Consider the following 16,949-nt stretch of genomic DNA (forward strand, 5'->3'; position numbering starts at 1 on the left):
CATCACCAAGCCGGGCCCTGCCCGGCTTTTCTTTTCCGCACCCGAGAACCCTGTCCCATGAAGATCCTCGTCATCGGCTCCGGCGGCCGCGAACACGCCCTGGCATGGAAGCTGGCCCAGTCCTCCCGTGTCACCGACGTGATCGTGGCGCCCGGCAACGCCGGTACCGCCAGCGAAGACAAGTGCCGCAACGTGGCGGTGAAGGTGACCGATATCGACGGCCTGCTGGCGCTGGCCCAGGCTGAAGGCGTGGCGTTGACCGTGGTCGGCCCGGAAGTACCGCTGGTGGCCGGCGTGGTCGACCGCTTCCGCGCCGCCGGCCTGCGCATCTTCGGGCCGACCGCCGCCGCCGCGCAGCTGGAAGGCAGCAAGGCCTACGCCAAGGACTTCCTGGCCCGCCACAACATCCCCACCGCGTTCTACGCCGTGCACACCGACGTGGACGCCGCGCTGGCCTACATCCGCGAGAAGGGCGCCCCCATCGTGGTCAAGGCCGATGGCCTGGCCGCCGGCAAGGGTGTGATCGTTGCGATGACCCAGGCCGAAGCCGAGGACGCCGTGCGTGACATGCTCTCGGGCAACGCCTTCGGCGATGCCGGCGCGCGCGTGGTCATCGAGGAGTTCCTCGACGGCGAGGAAGCCAGCTTCATTTCGATGGTCGATGGCGTGCATGCGCTGCCGATGGCCACCTCGCAGGACCACAAGCGCGTCGGCGACGGCGACACCGGCCCGAACACGGGCGGCATGGGCGCGTACTCGCCGGCGCCGGTGGTCACCCCGGAAGTACACGCCCGCGTGATGCGTGAGGTGGTGAATCCCACCGTGCAGGGCATGATCGCCGACGGCATCCCGTTCACCGGCTTCCTCTACGCCGGCCTGATGATCGATGCCAGCGGCGCACCGAAGGTGATCGAATTCAACGTGCGCTTCGGCGATCCGGAAACCCAGCCGGTGATGCTCCGCCTGCAGTCGGATCTGGTGGACCTGGTGGAAGCGGCGATTGATGGCCGCCTGGACCAGATCGAGGCACAGTGGGATGCGCGCCCGTCGCTGGGCGTGGTGCTGGCGGCGAAACCTTACCCGGAATCGCCGGTCACCGGCGAAGTGATTTCCGGCCTGGATGAGGTGCCGGGCAGCGCCAAGGTCTTCCATGCGGGTACTGCACTGGACGCACAGGGCCGGGTGGTCAGTGCGGGCGGCCGCGTGCTGTGCGTGGCGGCGCTGGGTGACAGCGTGCGCGATGCGCAGGCCAACGCCTACGCCGGTGTGGCCAAGGTCAGCTGGGCCAACGAATTCCACCGCAACGACATCGGCTGGCGCGCGATCGCGCGTGAGGGGTAAGGCCTGATAGATCCACCACGCAGCCTCCTGCATGGAACCAGATCACGGATTCTGGGAGTCTTCACCGTCCTCGGCATGGAAGCCGGGACGGTGCGCTTCGGGAAGAGGCGACGCACGTCAAGCGAAGGAAATTACGCTGATTGAATCCGCTATTTCGCCGAGTCAAGATAACGTTTCCAGTTCTCGAAGAGCCGCGCAACGTTCTGCTCATGTGAGTGAGCAGACGGATCATACCCATCAGAAGCTGGCATGTACCTGACAAAGCTCTCCAGAGACTCCGGGTAATCAAAATCAGCGTAGATCCTCTCAACCTCTCCGAGCGGATCAGCAATCTCATCGCGCTTGGCGTAGGCGTCCGCGAGAAATGCAACAAGCCATCTTCTGAGAATCTCATCCTCGTTTGAGTTCTTATCGAATGCCGCCAACTGCGCAGCTACGCTATTACGCTCATCGGGAAGAACCCCTTCAAGCCTTTCAATCAAGGCGTTCAGATTGAACTTCCCTTCCAGTTCCTTCTGCTCCGACGCGCAGTGCTTCACAACCTCAAAGTCAATCAGATGGCGCCCCAGTGCCCATGCCACCTCGGTCTGATTCCAGGGTCCATAGGGTTGAATAGAGTCATACGTTCTCATGGACACTCACTTCTTGTTTGGTATTCCGTTCATGCTGCCACCTTCCACAAATCTTTGATGGGTCAAGTCGCCAGCCTTGTCGACTATGTATTCAAATCGACCGGCCTTTCCATTGAGTTCACCTGGCAGCTGCGTCAGAGTGCGGACCACGCCGTCACCCCCTGTCAACGGAGTATGAACACCCGCTTCTGCAGCCGTCTCTCGCATAAAGGTCGCCGAATTGTGCCCAGCGTCGGCTTTGAGTGCACTTCCCACAGGTCGGGAATTCAGAAGTGCCCGACCTTCAACACTCAGAGCATTGGATGCCGCCACACCTGCTCCACCGGCACCTGTAACTCCTGCGATATCAGCAGCGATACTGGTAGCTGCTGATATGACACTTGGATTGGCCATCGCAACCATGCCAGCTTCGATCAGCACTGGGGCAGCCATTGCCGCTGTAACAGCGATTGCGGCCGGTCTCATCGGCTCGTATACGGCGCCATTTCCGGCAGCAATATCCCTCCGATGCTGCTCAACGAATCGCTCTGCGGCCTGCCTTCCATCCGCATCGACGAACCTGTAGGGATTCCCGTTCGCGTACCGATACCTATTGAACTGCTCAACTGGCTTTTGGTGAGCGGTGACTGGGTCCACTGACAAAAACACACCCAATTGTGGATCCATGTAGCGCTGTTGCATGTAGCTCAGCCCTGTGGCCGAGTCACTCACATGTCCGGCGTACCCAGGTCCATCCGTGACCTGACCGCCTACCACGGCCCCGTAGGGCTCGTAGTCATATCGTTTGATGACGTTGCCGTTGGCATCGCTTTCGGCCACAACCGAGCCGAGGGCATCAGTGTGAATGTATGTGATCGTTGTCTGGGCGATTGCGGATGGTGACAGGCCAAGGCCCATCAGCAGCAAGCAGCACAGCCAGGCGCCTATGACACCAAGCTTGCGAGTTCGACCTTCAAATGCCCCGAAGCGGGTGGACACACCGCCTGCAGTTCTCCCGAACCTGCGCATCATTCCAATCCATGAAAGAGCCTTGAAGCAAGGCTTGGCATTCATAGCACAGGAAGGCAGTCATCGGAGTCCAACTCCAGGACTGAGGCCAAAGGGACCATTCTGAATTGGACCAGGCCCTTGGCTATGAACCTCGCGAGGGCTTGAACGGCCACCGGAAGCGCATGACTGCCAGCCATGGGCTGGTACTACTGAAGCAGCCGATCAGCGGCCTGCATTACCAACTGCCATGCCGGCCGAACAAAAAAAGCCCCGACCAACGCCGGGGCATTTCATCAGAACGGGTTCCGGAAATAGGAACCGAACCTAAGATCCATGCCTTACGCGGTGAACAGCGCCTTCATCTTCTTCAGGGCATTCGCCTCGACCTGGCGGATGCGTTCGGCCGACACGCCGTACTCGTCTGCCAGTTCCTGCAGCGTCACCTTGCTGTCGGCATCCAGCCAACGGCGGCGGATGATGTCACGCGAACGCGCATCCAATTCGGCCAGGCCTTCGCGCAGCAGCTGCATCTGGTTGTCTTCGTTGTCCTCGCGCTCGTAGGCCATCGACGGGTCTTCATCATCGGCAACCAGCAACGCAGCCGGCGACGGCGGTGCGTGTTCGTTGTCCTCGTCGGACGGCGCATCGAAACCGATATCGCGGCCGGACAGGCGCGACTCCATTTCCATGACCTCGCGCTCGGACACGTTCAGATCCTTGGCCACCGCGCTGACTTCCGCCGCGTTCATCCAGCCCAGGCGCGTCTTCGACTTGCGCAGGTTGAAGAACAGCTTGCGCTGCGCCTTGGTGGTGGCGACCTTCACGATGCGCCAGTTCTTCAGGATGAACTCGTGCATTTCGGCACGGATCCAGTGCACGGCGAAGGAGACCAGGCGCACGCCCATGTCCGGGTCGAAGCGCTTGACCGCCTTCATCAGGCCGATGTTGCCTTCCTGGATCAGGTCGCCCAGGGCGAGGCCGTAGCCGTTGTAGCCGCGGGCCACGTGCACCACGAAGCGCAGGTGCGAATGCACCAGCTCGCGGGCGGCGTCCAGATCGTTGCCGTCGCGGAAGCGACGGGCCAGGTCCTGTTCGTCATCGACCGACAGCACCGGAATCTGGTGCACGGCACCGATGTAGGCGTCCAGCGAACCGAGCGCACTGGGAATCGGGAGATTGTTTGCCACAAGGGCAGTAGAGGTGTTCTGGCTCATAGGCACCCATCTTAGCAGTCCGGGATTTGGACTGCTAAAGGAGGAAAAAGTTCCAGCATCCTATTGATGCAACACTGGTCCCAAACAGAACCCTACCGTAGCGCGATTTGATGACAGTGGCGAGCACGCTTTTCGGGATTCACAATCCCTTGGAATTCAAGCAATTACCCACTGAAAACCTGCCGATTCCGGTCAAGCGGAGCTGAACGCGCCGTTCCGGAGGCCCATTCAGGACGGGGAACGTTGCCCGGCGTTCAGGCCCGGCCACTCGCCGGCGCTCAGAGCGCCGAGCGCGGCGGCAGCGACCAGTCGATCGGGGCCTGGCCGCGGCGCTGCAGGTACTCGTTGGCCATGGAGAAATGGCGGCAGCCGAGGAAGCCACGATGGGCCGACAGCGGCGACGGATGCGGGGCCTTCAGCACGCGATGGCGGCGGGTGTCGATGACCTTGCCCTTCTGCTGCGCGTAGGCGCCCCAGAGCATGAACACCAGGCCTTCGCGCTCGCGGTTGAGCACGTCCACCACATGATCGGTGAAGCCTTCCCAGCCACGGCCCTGGTGCGCGCCGGCCTTGCCCTCCTCCACCGTCAGCACGGCATTGAGCAGCAGCACGCCCCGTTGCGCCCACGGGATCAGGCAGCCGTGGTCCGGGCGCGGGATACCGAGATCGCTCTCGATCTCCTTGTAGATGTTCAGCAGCGACGGCGGCACCGGCACGCCGGGCGGTACCGAGAAACTCAGGCCGTGGGCCTGGCCGCGCCCGTGGTACGGGTCCTGGCCGAGGATCACCACCTTCACCTGCTCGAACGGCGTGGCGTCAAACGCTGCGAAGATCTGCGGCCCGGGCGGGAACACCGCCGCACCGCTGGCCTTGCGCTGGCGCAGGAAGGCCGACAGCTCGCGCATCTGCGGCTGCAACAGGTACTCACCGACGTGCTGCTTCCAGCTCGGTTCCAGCTGGATCGTCGGGGTGTCGGTTACTTCATCGATCATCGCAACAAAGGTCCATCATTCAATCGAGCCAGGCGCAGCTGGAACAGCACCTTGGTGACCAGCAGCCGCTCCTCGATCGGCTTGAGCACCAGGTCGTTGGCACCGGACTGCAGCAGCCCGGTCTGGTTGTGGGGGTTGCCGTCGCCGGTCATCACCAGCACGGGCAGGCGGCGCTTGCCGTAGCCGAAGTCCACGCGCACGCGCTGCACCACGTCGCGGCCGCTCAGCTCGCCCTTCAGGGTGACGTCGGTCAGCACCAGGTCGATGCGGTGGCGGCTGCGGCCCAGCGACTCGGCGGTGAGCAGGGTGAAGGCCTCTTCGGCGCTGACCACGTGCAGCACGTTCAACTGCTGCCGCTCGAGCATGCGCTTGGTGGCCTCGGCCACTACGCGGCTGTCCTCGATATAGAGGATGGTGGCGCCGGGGATGGTCTGCGGCTGCACATAGCCACGGATGAAGGTCGCCAGCGCTTCATGGCCCAGGGATTTGTCGAAATAGTCGGTGACGTACTCGGTGAAGCGGCGCTGCTCCAGGTGCTGCTGGGCATCGCCGGAAACCACGATCACCGGCACATAGGCCTGTCCGGCCGCTTCGCGGACCATGCGCGCCAGCGCCAGGCCGTCGCCATCACGCAAGGTCAGCGAGGTCGTCACCAGGTCCACCGGGCCCTGCGCCAGCGCCTGCTGCGCGTCTTCGATGCTGTCGCAGCCAATCACCTCCACGCCCGGCAGGTCGCGCTGCAGGACGTCGGCGATCAGCTTGCGGACCAGCTTCGAGCCATCGACCACCATCACCCGCGTCGCGGGCCCTTCAAGGTGCTTCAGCGCTTGCGGTTGCATGCCGGTCTCAGGTATCGGTCGGGCGGGTCTGGCGGAGGAAGTGGCCGGTCACCAGCCAGGCACCCAGCCAGCCCAGCAGCAGCGTGCCGAGCAGGACCAGGCCACCATGCAGCAGGTCCAGGCCATGCAGCACGAACGGGCTGCCGTAGCTGCGCGAGAGTTCGGCCAGCGGCACGCGCAGCGCGGCACCGGCGGCGCCGATCAGGGCCAATGCAACCGCGCCTGCGCCCAGGCCATACCACGCACCCAGATACAGGAACGGGCGGCGGATGAAGCCATCGCTGGCGCCGAGCAGCTGCAGCACGCCGATCTCTTCGCGGCGGGCCTGGATGTCCAGGCGTACCGTGTTGCCGACCACCAGCGCGGCCCCCGCGCCGAGCAGTACCGACAGCACCTGCACCAGCCGCGCGCCGAACGCCAGCCAGGCATCCAGGCGCTGGCGCCACAGCGCATCGTGCTGCACCAGGTCGGCCTCGGGCAGGCTTTCCAGCGCGCGCGCCAGGCGTGCGTCATCCTTGCCCTGGCCGGGGGTGATCACCAGCAGCGAGGGCAGCGGATTGTCGTTGAGTGCGTCGATCGCCTCACCGAGGCCGGCATCGCGCAGTTCCTGCAGGCCCTGCTCCGGCGTGCGCACGTTCACTTCGGCCACGTCGTCGCGGTCGCGCAGCTGGCCCGCCAGGCGCAGCGCGCCGGGACCATCGACGTTGCCCTTCAGGAACACGTTGATGTCGCGCGACTGCTGCACGCTGCCGGCGAACTGCTTGAGGTTGTCCAGCGCGATCGACAGCCCCAGCGGCAACGCCAGCGCCAGCGCCATGACCATCACCGTCAGCAGGGTCGCCCACGGCTTGCGGCAGGCACGGCCCAGGCTGAACACCACGCTGTGCACGTGGTGCTGGAACCAGACGCCCACGCGCGAGGGGGCGGCGGCTTCGCTGTTTTCGTTCTTCGCCATGGTTACTCCGCCAGGTCCTGCGGCGAGATGTCATCCACCAGCCGGCCGTGGTCAAGGATCAGCACGCGCTTGCGCATGCGGCGCAGCAGCGGCAGGTCGTGACTGACCACCAGCACGCTGGTGCCGCGCGCGGGCAGTTCGGCGAACAGGGCCATGATCTCCGCCGCCAGGGTCGGGTCGAGGTTGCCGGTCGGCTCATCGGCGACCAGCAGCTTGGGCTCGCCGACGATGGCGCGGGCGATGCCCACGCGCTGCTGCTCGCCGGCCGACAGCTGCGAGGGCAGCGCCTTCTCGCGATGGCCCAGGCCCATCCGCTCCAGCACCGAGCGCACGCGCTTGCTGATGTCGCCACGGCGGGTGCCGCGCAGGATCAGCGGCAGCGCCACGTTCTCGGCGATGGAGCGGTCCATCAGCAGGCGGTGGTCCTGGTAGACCGCCCCCACCGCGCGTCGGTGGCGCGGCACGTCGCCGCCGCGCACCTTCAGCAGGTTGCGCTCGTCGAACACCACCGCGCCGCGGCTGGGCCGCTCGTCGAGGTGGATCAACTTGAGCAGCGTACTTTTACCCGCACCGGAATGGCCGGTGACGAACAGCATCTCGCCCGGCGCGACCTCGAAGCTGACATCGGTCAGCGCCTCGTGGCCACCGGCGTACTGTTTGCTGACATTGTCGAAGCGCAGGACACTCATGCCCCGATTATGCAGGACCGGCGCGACGTCGTGGAGACGGTGGGTGCCACCGGCCCCGCCTGGTGGGTGCCGACCGTTGGTCGGCACACCTTTCAAAGCCACCCGACCAACGATCGGGTGCTACCCGCTGATCGGCAGCGCCGATCAGCTGCCCGACAGCATCCGGCGGATCTTGCGGCCGATGCGGGTCAGGAACGAGTCACCGGTATCGGCGGCGGTACGCACCGGCTTGGCCACCACCTGCACCGGGGTCACCGGGCTGGCGCCGTTGCCGGCGTTGGCCTGTACACCCTCGGTACCTTCGACCGGACGGCCGTGGCGACGACGACGGCGCTTGCGCGGCTTGTGCTCACCGTCCACCGTAGCTGCCGGTGCGCCTTCGGCACGCGGCGGGCGCGGCGGACGCGCGGCCTGGGCGGCGGCGCCTTCGGCACCGGCAACCGCGGCGGCTGCGCCCTGCTCGCCTTCCACGCGCGGCTTGCGCGGGCCACGCGCACGGCGTTCGCCGCTGCGTTCACCGTCGCGACTACCGCGGCCACCACCACTGCCTGAGCGGCCGCCGCTGCGGCCACCGCCCCGACGCTCTTCCTCGGCGGCGCGGGCTTCGCGCGCTTCGCGGAAGATCTGGCCGACGCTTTCGTTGTCCTCGCCTTCCTCGCCTGCCGCCGGCGCCGGGCGTTCCGGGCGCGGCAGCGGGGTCAGCAGTTCCTTTGTGACCGGTTCGGACGGAATCTTCTGCTCGATATAGGCCTCGATGTCCGGCAGGCCCATGGCGTAGCGTTCGCAGGCGAAGCTGATCGCATCACCCTCCTCACCCAGGCGCGCGGTACGGCCGATGCGGTGCACGTAGTCTTCGGCGTCGAACGGCAGATCGTAGTTGTAGACGTACTTGATGCCGTCGATGTGCAGGCCGCGCGCGGCCACGTCGGTGGCCACCAGGATTTCCAGCTGGCCCTTCTGGAAGCGGTTGAGCAGGCTCTCGCGCTTCTTCTGCGGCACATCGCCGGACAGCACGCCGACACGGTAGCCGGCCTTTTCCAGCGAACGCGCCACGCGCTCGACGAACACCTTGGTGTTGACGAAGACCATGGTGCGCGCGCCTTCGCTGCGCGACAGCAGGCCCAGCAGCAGCGGAATCTTTTCGTCGTCGGCCGGGAAGTAGATGCGCTGGCGCACGCGCGCGGCGGTGATGGTCTCGGCTTCGACCACCAGCTTCTGCGGTTCGTTCATGTGCTCGTAGGCCAGCTCCAGCACGCGATGGCTGAGGGTGGCACTGAACAGCAGGGTCTGGCGGGTGGTACGCTCGGGCATGCGGCGGAGCAGGAAGCGGATGTCCTTGATGAAGCCCAGGTCGAACATGCGGTCGGCTTCGTCCAGCACGCAGATCTCGCAGGCGTGCAGCGACACCACCTTGTGCTGCTTGACGTAGTCGATCAGGCGGCCCGGGGTGGCGATGATCACGTCCACGCCCTGCTGCAGCAGCTCGCGCTGCTTGTCGTAATCCACGCCGCCGTAGACCAGGGCGAAGCGCAGGCCCAGGTCGGAACCGAACTTCACCGCATCCTTGTGGATCTGGATGGCCAGCTCGCGGGTCGGGGCGAGGATCAGCGCGCGCGGATCTTCCGGCTTGCGATCGGCCAGCGCCGGACGCGTCAGCAGGCGGTTCACGACAGCGACCAGGAAGGCCAGGGTCTTGCCGGTGCCGGTCTGGGCCTGGCCGGCAACGTCACCACCGGGCAGCGCGACCGGCAGGGTCAGCGCCTGGATCGGGGTGCAACGGGTGAATCCGGCTCCTTCAAGGCCGGCCTGCAGGGCCGGATGCAGCTCGAAGGAGGAGAAGGTCAAATCGGTCAGCGGTTTGTCGCTCATGAGTCCGTCTTGGTATGGCCGCCGGCCCGTGGGGCGGCTGGCACTTCAGCGTCTGGGGGCACCGTCGCAAACTGCGGCCCCTGCGGCGGGTTGGCAGGCTGGGACCACCTGGTCCGCGCGCCGCACAATGCCCCAGTTTACCGCACTCGGGCAGGCAAACCGGAATGCGGCGTCTCATGGCATCCAGAGACGCTACCTTCACCCAGCCACACCGGACTTGAACGGCCTGCCCGGGTTCGCTGGTGTCGCCCACTGCCAGCCCCATGTACAGGAAGACAGTGAAATCCGACACATACCGGCCATCGAAGCGATCACGATACGCTGGGTTCCAACCGGCGCCTGTCCCTGCCCTGCGATAGGGGTACACTGCCGGCCGTGAGCGTCCAGGCATCCCGCCGAACGCACCGCGGCAGTGCGCCGCGAGGCAACGACGAGGGTCGCGCCACCGGGCATGGCCCAGTTCACCCACCTCCGGCATGGCCGGGTGCAATCCAAGACGAGAAACCAAGATGAGCGACAAGGTTGTACATGTCGGCGATGCCGACTTTGATAGCGCAGTGCTGAATTCCAAGGAACCGGTGCTGGTCGATTTCTGGGCCGAGTGGTGTGGCCCGTGCAAGATGATCGCCCCGGCGCTGGACGAACTGGCCGATGCCTACCAGGGCCGCGCCAAGATCGCCAAGGTCAACGTTGACCACAACCGTGCGCTGGCCGCCAAATACCACGTGCGTTCGATTCCGTACCTGGTCGTGTTCAAGGGCGGCGAGAAGGTCGGCGAGCAGATCGGTGCGGTGGGCAAGGCCCAGCTGGCCGGCCTGCTGGACAAGGCCCTGGCCTGATCCTGCGGTTCTCCGGCAGCCGCCGAACGCGGCTGCCGGCGGCGCCCCTGCGCCCATGATGAATGCTGTTCCCGGCGACCCTTGCATGGCGCCGCAGGCCGATGATAGTGTCGGCATATCCGGCCGCGTTCGCGTGCCGCACCCTCTGGACGCAGTTTCTTCCAGACCCATTCCCAACGTTCGCCGCCCCAGCCGGGCGCTCGCACCTTCAAGCGAGGAATAACGCTCTTGTCCGATAACACTTCCGAAACCGGCAGCGCCGATGCGCCCGCCGAAAAGCGTGTGCGCAAGCCCCGCGTGAGCAAGGCCGCCGCCCCGGCAGCCGCCGAAACCAGCGCCGCTCCGGCGCAGCCGACGCTGCCGTTGGCCTCCGCGCCCGAAGCTCCCGCGCCGGCGCCTGCCGCAGCACCTGCACCGAGCGCGCCCGCCGCCGAGGCCCCTGCCAGCAGTGGCGGTGGCGAAGGCAGCGAAGGCCGCGAATCCGGCCAGCCGCGCCAGCAGCACAACCATCAGGGGGGCGGCCAGAACCAGGGCCAGAACCCATACAACCAGAATGGCCAGCAGGGCCAGGGGCAGGGCAACCGCCGCGACCGCTTCCGCAACCGGCGCGACCGTGACCGCAACAACCGCTTCCGCGACGAGGGCATGCCCAACGACGGCGGCGAGCAGCAGCCGTTCGTGCCGCGCCCGCACGCCAACGTGCCCGAGGGCTTCCCGGTCTATTCGCTGAGCGACCTCAAGCGCATGCCGGCACAGAAGCTGCTGGAAATCGCCGAGCAGCTGCAGATCTCCGAAGGCGTGGCCCGCGCCCGCAAGCAGGATGTGATCTTCGCCCTGCTGAAGGTGCTGACCCGCCACGGCGATGGCGTTGCCGCCGACGGTGTGCTGGAAATCCTGCCGGATGGCTTTGGCTTCCTGCGCGCGGCTGAAGCCAGCTACCTGGCCGGCCCGGACGACACCTACATCTCGCCCAGCCAGATCCGCCGCTTCAACCTGCGCACCGGCGACCACATCTCCGGCCGCATCCGCTTCCCGAAGGACGGCGAGCGCTACTTCGCGCTGAACATCGTCGACACCATCAACGGCGAGCCGATCGAAGCGTCGAAGAACAAGGTGCTGTTCGAGAACCTGACCGCGCTGTTCCCGCGCCGCCGCTTCACCCTGGAGCGTGGCAACGGTTCGTCGGAAGACATCACCGGCCGCATCCTCGACCTGATGGCGCCGCAGGGCAAGGGCCAGCGCTCGCTCATCGTGTCGCAGCCGAAGGCCGGCAAGACGATGATGATGCAGCAGGTCGCCACCGCCATCACCACCAACCACCCGGACGTGCACCTGATCGTGCTGCTGATCGACGAGCGCCCGGAAGAAGTGACCGAAATGCAGCGCACCGTGCGCGGCGAGGTCATCAGCTCGACCTTCGACGAGCCGGCCGCGCGCCACGTGCAGGTGGCCGAAATGGTCATCGAGCGCGCCAAGCGCCTGGTCGAGCACAAGAAGGACGTGGTGATCCTGCTCGACTCGATCACCCGCCTGGCCCGCGCCTACAACAACGTGGTGCCGAGCTCGGGCAAGGTGCTGACCGGTGGTGTGGACGCCAACGCCCTGCACCGCCCGAAGCGCTTCTTCGGTGCCGCGCGCAACGTGGAAGAAGGCGGCAGCCTGACCATCATCGCCACGGCGCTGGTGGACACCGGTTCGAAGATGGACGAGGTGATCTACGAAGAGTTCAAGGGCACCGGCAACAGCGAAGTGCACCTGAGCCGTCGTATTGCTGAAAAGCGCGTGTTCCCGGCCATCGACATCAACCGTTCCGGCACCCGCCGCGAAGACCTGCTGATCGAGCCGGAACTGCTGCAGAAGATCTGGATCCTGCGCAAGCTGCTGCATCCGATGGACGAAATGGCCGCGATGGAATTCCTGCTGGACAAGATGAAGAACACCAAGTCCAACGACGAGTTCTTCGGTTCGATGAAGCGCTGATCCGGCGTTGCATCGGAAGAAGCCTGCCGCTCGCTGCGGCAGGTTTTTTTTTGCCTGCAGGGCGACCTGTTTCACTTTGCCGCCTCCGACTTTTGGCGATAATTCGCCCTATACCCTGCCCGGCCCCAAGGGCGTGGCCACCGATTCCCGCTGTCGCCCCTTCCGGAGAACCGGTCGGGTCCAGCCTCCTGCCGGATCCGTCGACGCATGCGAACGCTGTCTCCCCGCCTCAACCTGGGCAAGCTGATCCTCGCCCTGGCCCTGCTCAGCGCCATCATCGCCCTGGCCAATACCCTGCTGGCCAGCTACCGGGTGCAGCGCGACCAGCTGGTCGGCAATACCCTGGAAGCCAACCGCGTCTATGCCACCAAGCTGGCCGAGACCACCCAGAACTTCCTGCTGGCCGCGCAGCAGGAGTTGGCGTATGCGGCCACCCGGCTGGGCCAGAGCAATCTCGATCCGGCACAGGCGCAGGACGAAGCCAGCCGCCTGCAGTTGCAGACCAACAGCTTCAATTCCTCGCTGGTGGTCGATGCCGATGGCCTGGTGATCGCCACCTCGCCACAGACCCTGCAGTTGCAGGGCGAGATCCTGCACAGCGTCGGCAACAACGCGGCACTGGCCGCGCGCCAGCCGATGATCAGTGACCCGTACCAGTCGGCCACCGGCAAGCTGCTGGTCTCGCTGTCGCACCCGATCTTCGACCGCCAGGGCCGCTATCGCGGCTACGTCAGCGGCACCCTCTACCTGCGCCAGCGCAGTGCGCTGCACACGCTGCTGGGCAAGCACTACTACCGCGACGGCTCGTACCTGTACGTGGTGGACCGCCATGGCCGCCTGCTGTACCACGCCGATGGCAAGCGGGTTGGCGACTACGTGGTCGGCAACCCGGCGGTGAAGGCAGTCGTGCGCGGTGAACGCGGTGCGCAGCAGGTCCGCAACAACCTGGGCGTGTCGATGCTGGCCGGCTATGCGCCGGTACCGGCCACCGGCTGGGGCATCGTCGCCCAGCGGCCGACCGAGGCCACGCTGCAGCCATTGTCGCGGTTGATGACCGCGGTGATCTGGAACGCGATCCCGCTCGGCCTGCTGTCACTGCTGGTCACCTGGTGGTTCGCCCGCCGCATCTCGCTGCCACTGTGGCAGCTCGCACGCAACGTGCAGGGCGGCGAAGACACCGGCAATGCGATCAGCCACGTCAGCGGCATCCGCGCGTGGTACTTCGAGGTCGCCCAACTCAAGCAGGCAGTGCTGCACAGCTTCAATGCCCTGCAGGACCGTATCGGTACGCTCAACCGTGCCAGCCGTACCGACCCGCTGACCGGCCTGCTCAACCGCCGCGGCCTGCAGCAGGCGCTGGACGCGCTGCAGGTGCAGGGCATCCCGTTCGCGATCCTGGCGCTGGACATCGACCGCTTCAAGTCGATCAACGACAGCCATGGCCACGACGTCGGCGACGCCGCCATCGTCCACATCGCCGACCAGATGCGCCGCTATTCGCGCGACAGCGACATCCTCTGCCGCGCCGGCGGCGAGGAATTCCTGCTGCTGCTGCCGGGCATCAGTACCGACTCGGCCCGCCAGGCCGGTGAACGCCTGCGCCAGCACATCGCCGATCACCCATTCGAACCGGTCGGCACCATCACCGTGTCGCTGGGCGTGGCTCACTTCCCCAGCTTCCATGTCGACGCCGAGCAGGCATTGCGGCTGGCCGACAAGGCGCTGTACATGGCCAAGGAACAAGGCCGCAACCGGGTGGTGATTTACCCTTACGCCGACTGACGCGGAGCCGGGCTGCCCGGCTCCGCAGCGGGTCTCAGCTCTGTTGCAGCGGGGTCAGCAGGCGCAGGCCGCGCTTGGCGCCGTCCACCATGTAGACGCCGCCTTCCGGCAGCAGATCGCTGCCGGCCTGCTCGACCGGGTCAGCCTCGTGCCACGGCACGCTCTGCCGCGGCCCCGGAATGAAGGCGCGCCAGCGGCCATAGCGTTCCGCCTCTGCATTGGGATCATGGTTCAGGGCGAAGTTCACCGGGATGCGAACCGTCCAGCTGTCCCGGGTGCTGTCCTCGCCGGTGGTCGGCGGCTTGAAGGTCCAGGTACGGGCGGTGCTGACGCTGGCTCTGGCCAGGATGTCGCGCATCTTGGCCAGGGTCCGCTCGGACGCGACCACAGCCATGTTCACCTGCTCGGCGGCCACGTCGGCCACTGTTCCGTCGCGCGCCACCTTGACCAGCAGCAGCACCTCACCCTGGCCACCGTTTCGGTAGGCCGCCTCCGGGTAGCGCGGCGGTGTCATGTGCAGCGAGGTCACCGAATCAGTGGCCTTCGGATCGTACTCGCTGAAGTCGACACTGGTCATGCTGATTTCATAACCGCCGTCGGCCGCAGCCTTGCCACGCAGGCGAACGCGCAAAGGGGCCCTCGTGGCCACCGCCTGGCCATCGCGCAGCGTGGGCTCGAAGCGCCAGCCACCGATGGTGCCTTCGACGAAGGAGGCGATGCCCGGGGCGACCATGGCTTTCTGGTCCAGCACCAGCGAACTGACCGCGCCCTCCGGCGTGACCTCGATATGACCGGACAGCACCATGCTCATTTCCGCAGTCGCACGTACAGCGCGTGCGGTCTGCGCAGTGGCGTCACCTGCAAGCAGGGGGGCGCCGGCACCGACGGCCAGCGCGAGGGCGAGAAACAGTGGAGAACGCATCATTGCCGGATCCTTGGTGATGATCGGCGAGAGTACCTCAGCCCAAGCGCCCAGGACAGCCGGCTCAGGCCAGCCGGTGCGCGCCCGAATAGGGCGGCGTGTCCGGATAGTCACCTCGGCCGAAGCGTTCCTGCAGGCCCTGCCACCAGCCCGGGTCGAACAGGTGCCGGTAGTGCTCGCGCACCGCTGCCAGCTCTGCAGCGGGCAGGCCCATGAACGGGCCGAAGCGCTCGGGAAACACGTCGCGCGGACCAACATGGAACCAGGGCTCGTCGGCCATGGCCTCCTCCGGCGTACGCGGCTGCGGCCACGCACGGAACACGCAGTCGCTGACCAGGCACAGCTCGTCATAGTCGTAGAACACGGCCCGGCCGTGCCGTGATACACCGAAGTTCTTCGGCAGCATGTCACCGGGGAAGATGTTGTTGCGCGCCATGTCGGTGATCGCCTGCGCATAGTCGAGCACCGCTGCACGTACCGCCTCCCCGCCCTGCTCGCGCAGGTACAGGTTCAATGGACGGAAACGGCGCTGCACGTAGCACAGTGCGATCTCCACCTCATCGCCATCAACGCGTACGCTCTGCGCGCACTGCTGCAGCAGTTCATCCAGCAGGGCCGGCGCGAAGCGCTCGCGCGGGAAGCGCAGATGACGATACGGCTGTGCATCGAGCAGGCGGCCGACACGATCAAGGTTGAACACCAGCGCGTACTTCTCTTCCACCTGCTGTCGCGACATCGCCTTGGGCCACGCGAAGCGGTCGCGGATCAGCTTGAACACCAGCGGGTAACTGGGCAGGGTAAACACCGCCATGACCATGCCCGGCGTGCCTTCGGCGGGGACCAGCCGCTCCTGCGGGTGCTCGCTGAAGTGGCGGAAGAAGGTGCGGTAGCGCTCGGTCTTGCCCTGCTTGGCGCGTCCCAGCACCGTGTAGATCTCATCGATGGGCTTGCCCGGCAGCAGGCTGCGCAGGAACACCACGGCATCGCCCACCGTACCCAGATCGGCCTGGAAGTAGCTGCGCGACACGCCAAACAGATGGGCAACATCACGACGCCGGGTCAGCACCGCATCGGCACGCAGGCCGCGCGCGTCGTTGACCAGGGCAATCACGCAGGGTGAGAAGCAGTGCTCGCCGAATACACGTCCAACCAGATAGGCGCGGCGCTCGCGGTAGAACACGGTATCGAGCAGCTCGATGCTGCGCACCGGCGTGTCACCCCAGTGGGCCAGATCATCCTGCAGGCGCACGGCAATGGCCGCCGCGCAACGCAACTGGTGCGCGTAGGGAATGTCGAAGCGGTAGTCGGCCAGCACGCGTTGCAGGGCCTCCACCGGCCGCGTCGGCGACACCGCGTAGGTATGCCGCGCGACGGGATGGGTGATCGCATCGGACGGCTCGACGTCGAAAGCGATGAATTCCAGCGCCGGGTCCACGCCACGGGTGGAGAACAAGCGCCTCGACAGCGTGTTGTAGAACGTCTTGTACAGCTCGGCGTCAATCAGGCCCTGCAGCAGCGCGCTGTACCGCGCGTGCACCTGCAGCCACAGCGCACGCTCGCCGATCGCGTCACCGGCGAGCCGACGCAACGCATCCATCTGCTCGGCGATGCACAGATCGTAGAGGGCGATGCGCTCGACTGCATCCTGTCGCGCACCGGCCCAGTCGCGCTGCTCGAAGCGCTGCCGCGCCCGCGCGGTGATCGCCGCGAAGCGGGCATGGTACTGCTCGAAACCATCGCGGATGGCACCGGCGATACGCGGCGCCAGCTCGGTAGCGATGTCAGGCTTGGACATGCATGGCTCACCCGGGAAGACCGGCTTTACCATACGCTGGCGTGGGGTTGCTTGTGTAGAGCCGAGCCCATGCTCGGCTGATCCAGGCAGAAGCAGCCGAGCATGGCTCG

The 16,949-nt window shown here is 66.0% G+C and carries 14 protein-coding genes; 4 read left to right on the forward strand and 10 right to left on the reverse strand.

What is annotated here, in order from left to right; translation table 11 throughout:
• Positions 1-57: 57 nt before the first annotated feature.
• Positions 58-1,341 carry a phosphoribosylamine--glycine ligase gene (purD, locus tag AC5P7R_RS08685; RefSeq protein ID WP_478436054.1) on the forward strand — a complete coding sequence of 428 codons (1,284 nt, stop codon included), beginning with the start codon at positions 58-60 and terminating at the stop codon, positions 1,339-1,341.
• A 149-nt stretch (positions 1,342-1,490) separates the two neighbouring features.
• Here the strand turns inward: purD and AC5P7R_RS08690 are convergent, their stop codons facing one another.
• The 8 genes from AC5P7R_RS08690 to rhlB form a co-directional block, all read right to left on the reverse strand.
• Positions 1,491-1,973, reverse strand: a complete 483-nt coding sequence (locus tag AC5P7R_RS08690) for a DUF2247 family protein (RefSeq protein WP_021203248.1) — start codon at positions 1,971-1,973, stop codon at positions 1,491-1,493.
• A 6-nt stretch (positions 1,974-1,979) separates the two neighbouring features.
• Positions 1,980-2,951: an RHS repeat domain-containing protein gene (locus tag AC5P7R_RS08695; protein ID WP_227854145.1), complete on the reverse strand. Its 972-nt coding sequence runs from the start codon at positions 2,949-2,951 to the stop codon at positions 1,980-1,982.
• 350 nt (positions 2,952-3,301) lie between these two features.
• Complete coding sequence (gene rpoH / locus AC5P7R_RS08700; RefSeq protein ID WP_495213822.1) at positions 3,302-4,177, reverse strand: RNA polymerase sigma factor RpoH; 876 nt, start codon at positions 4,175-4,177, stop codon at positions 3,302-3,304.
• 278 nt (positions 4,178-4,455) lie between these two features.
• Positions 4,456-5,169, reverse strand: coding sequence for a uracil-DNA glycosylase (gene ung, locus AC5P7R_RS08705; RefSeq protein WP_099559903.1), 714 nt, complete (start codon positions 5,167-5,169; stop codon positions 4,456-4,458).
• Positions 5,166-6,008 carry a response regulator gene (locus AC5P7R_RS08710; protein ID WP_019660837.1) on the reverse strand — a complete coding sequence of 281 codons (843 nt, stop codon included), beginning with the start codon at positions 6,006-6,008 and terminating at the stop codon, positions 5,166-5,168. Before AC5P7R_RS08710 ends, ung begins: the two co-directional genes overlap by 4 nt.
• A gap of 7 nt (positions 6,009-6,015) precedes the next feature.
• Positions 6,016-6,963 carry a permease-like cell division protein FtsX gene (gene ftsX / locus AC5P7R_RS08715; protein ID WP_019660838.1) on the reverse strand — a complete coding sequence of 316 codons (948 nt, stop codon included), beginning with the start codon at positions 6,961-6,963 and terminating at the stop codon, positions 6,016-6,018.
• Positions 6,964-6,965: 2 nt separating this feature from the next.
• Positions 6,966-7,652 (reverse strand): cell division ATP-binding protein FtsE, encoded by a 687-nt coding sequence (gene ftsE, locus AC5P7R_RS08720; protein WP_005411273.1) that lies wholly within the window; start codon positions 7,650-7,652, stop codon positions 6,966-6,968.
• 144 nt (positions 7,653-7,796) lie between these two features.
• Complete coding sequence (gene rhlB, locus AC5P7R_RS08725) at positions 7,797-9,521, reverse strand: ATP-dependent RNA helicase RhlB (RefSeq protein ID WP_478436055.1); 1,725 nt, start codon at positions 9,519-9,521, stop codon at positions 7,797-7,799.
• Positions 9,522-10,030: 509 nt separating this feature from the next.
• On the opposite strand from rhlB, the gene trxA reads away from it, so the two are divergent.
• The 3 genes from trxA to AC5P7R_RS08740 all read left to right on the forward strand — a co-directional run bounded on the left by trxA (position 10,031) and on the right by AC5P7R_RS08740 (position 14,122).
• A complete protein-coding gene (trxA, locus tag AC5P7R_RS08730) occupies positions 10,031-10,360 on the forward strand; it encodes a thioredoxin (protein WP_227854144.1) in 330 nt (109 codons plus the stop codon).
• 228 nt (positions 10,361-10,588) lie between these two features.
• Positions 10,589-12,340 (forward strand): transcription termination factor Rho, encoded by a 1,752-nt coding sequence (gene rho / locus AC5P7R_RS08735; protein WP_019660840.1) that lies wholly within the window; start codon positions 10,589-10,591, stop codon positions 12,338-12,340.
• A gap of 207 nt (positions 12,341-12,547) precedes the next feature.
• Positions 12,548-14,122: a sensor domain-containing diguanylate cyclase gene (locus AC5P7R_RS08740; protein ID WP_111098612.1), complete on the forward strand. Its 1,575-nt coding sequence runs from the start codon at positions 12,548-12,550 to the stop codon at positions 14,120-14,122.
• A 34-nt stretch (positions 14,123-14,156) separates the two neighbouring features.
• On the opposite strand, the gene AC5P7R_RS08745 is transcribed toward AC5P7R_RS08740, so the two are convergent.
• Positions 14,157-15,047 carry an energy transducer TonB gene (locus AC5P7R_RS08745; protein WP_171952562.1) on the reverse strand — a complete coding sequence of 297 codons (891 nt, stop codon included), beginning with the start codon at positions 15,045-15,047 and terminating at the stop codon, positions 14,157-14,159.
• A 61-nt stretch (positions 15,048-15,108) separates the two neighbouring features.
• Complete coding sequence (gene aceK, locus AC5P7R_RS08750) at positions 15,109-16,839, reverse strand: bifunctional isocitrate dehydrogenase kinase/phosphatase (RefSeq protein WP_495213823.1); 1,731 nt, start codon at positions 16,837-16,839, stop codon at positions 15,109-15,111.
• Between the last annotated feature and the right edge of the window lie 110 nt (positions 16,840-16,949).

The sequence above is a fragment of the Stenotrophomonas sp. YJH_SMC_27 genome (assembly GCF_059369815.1).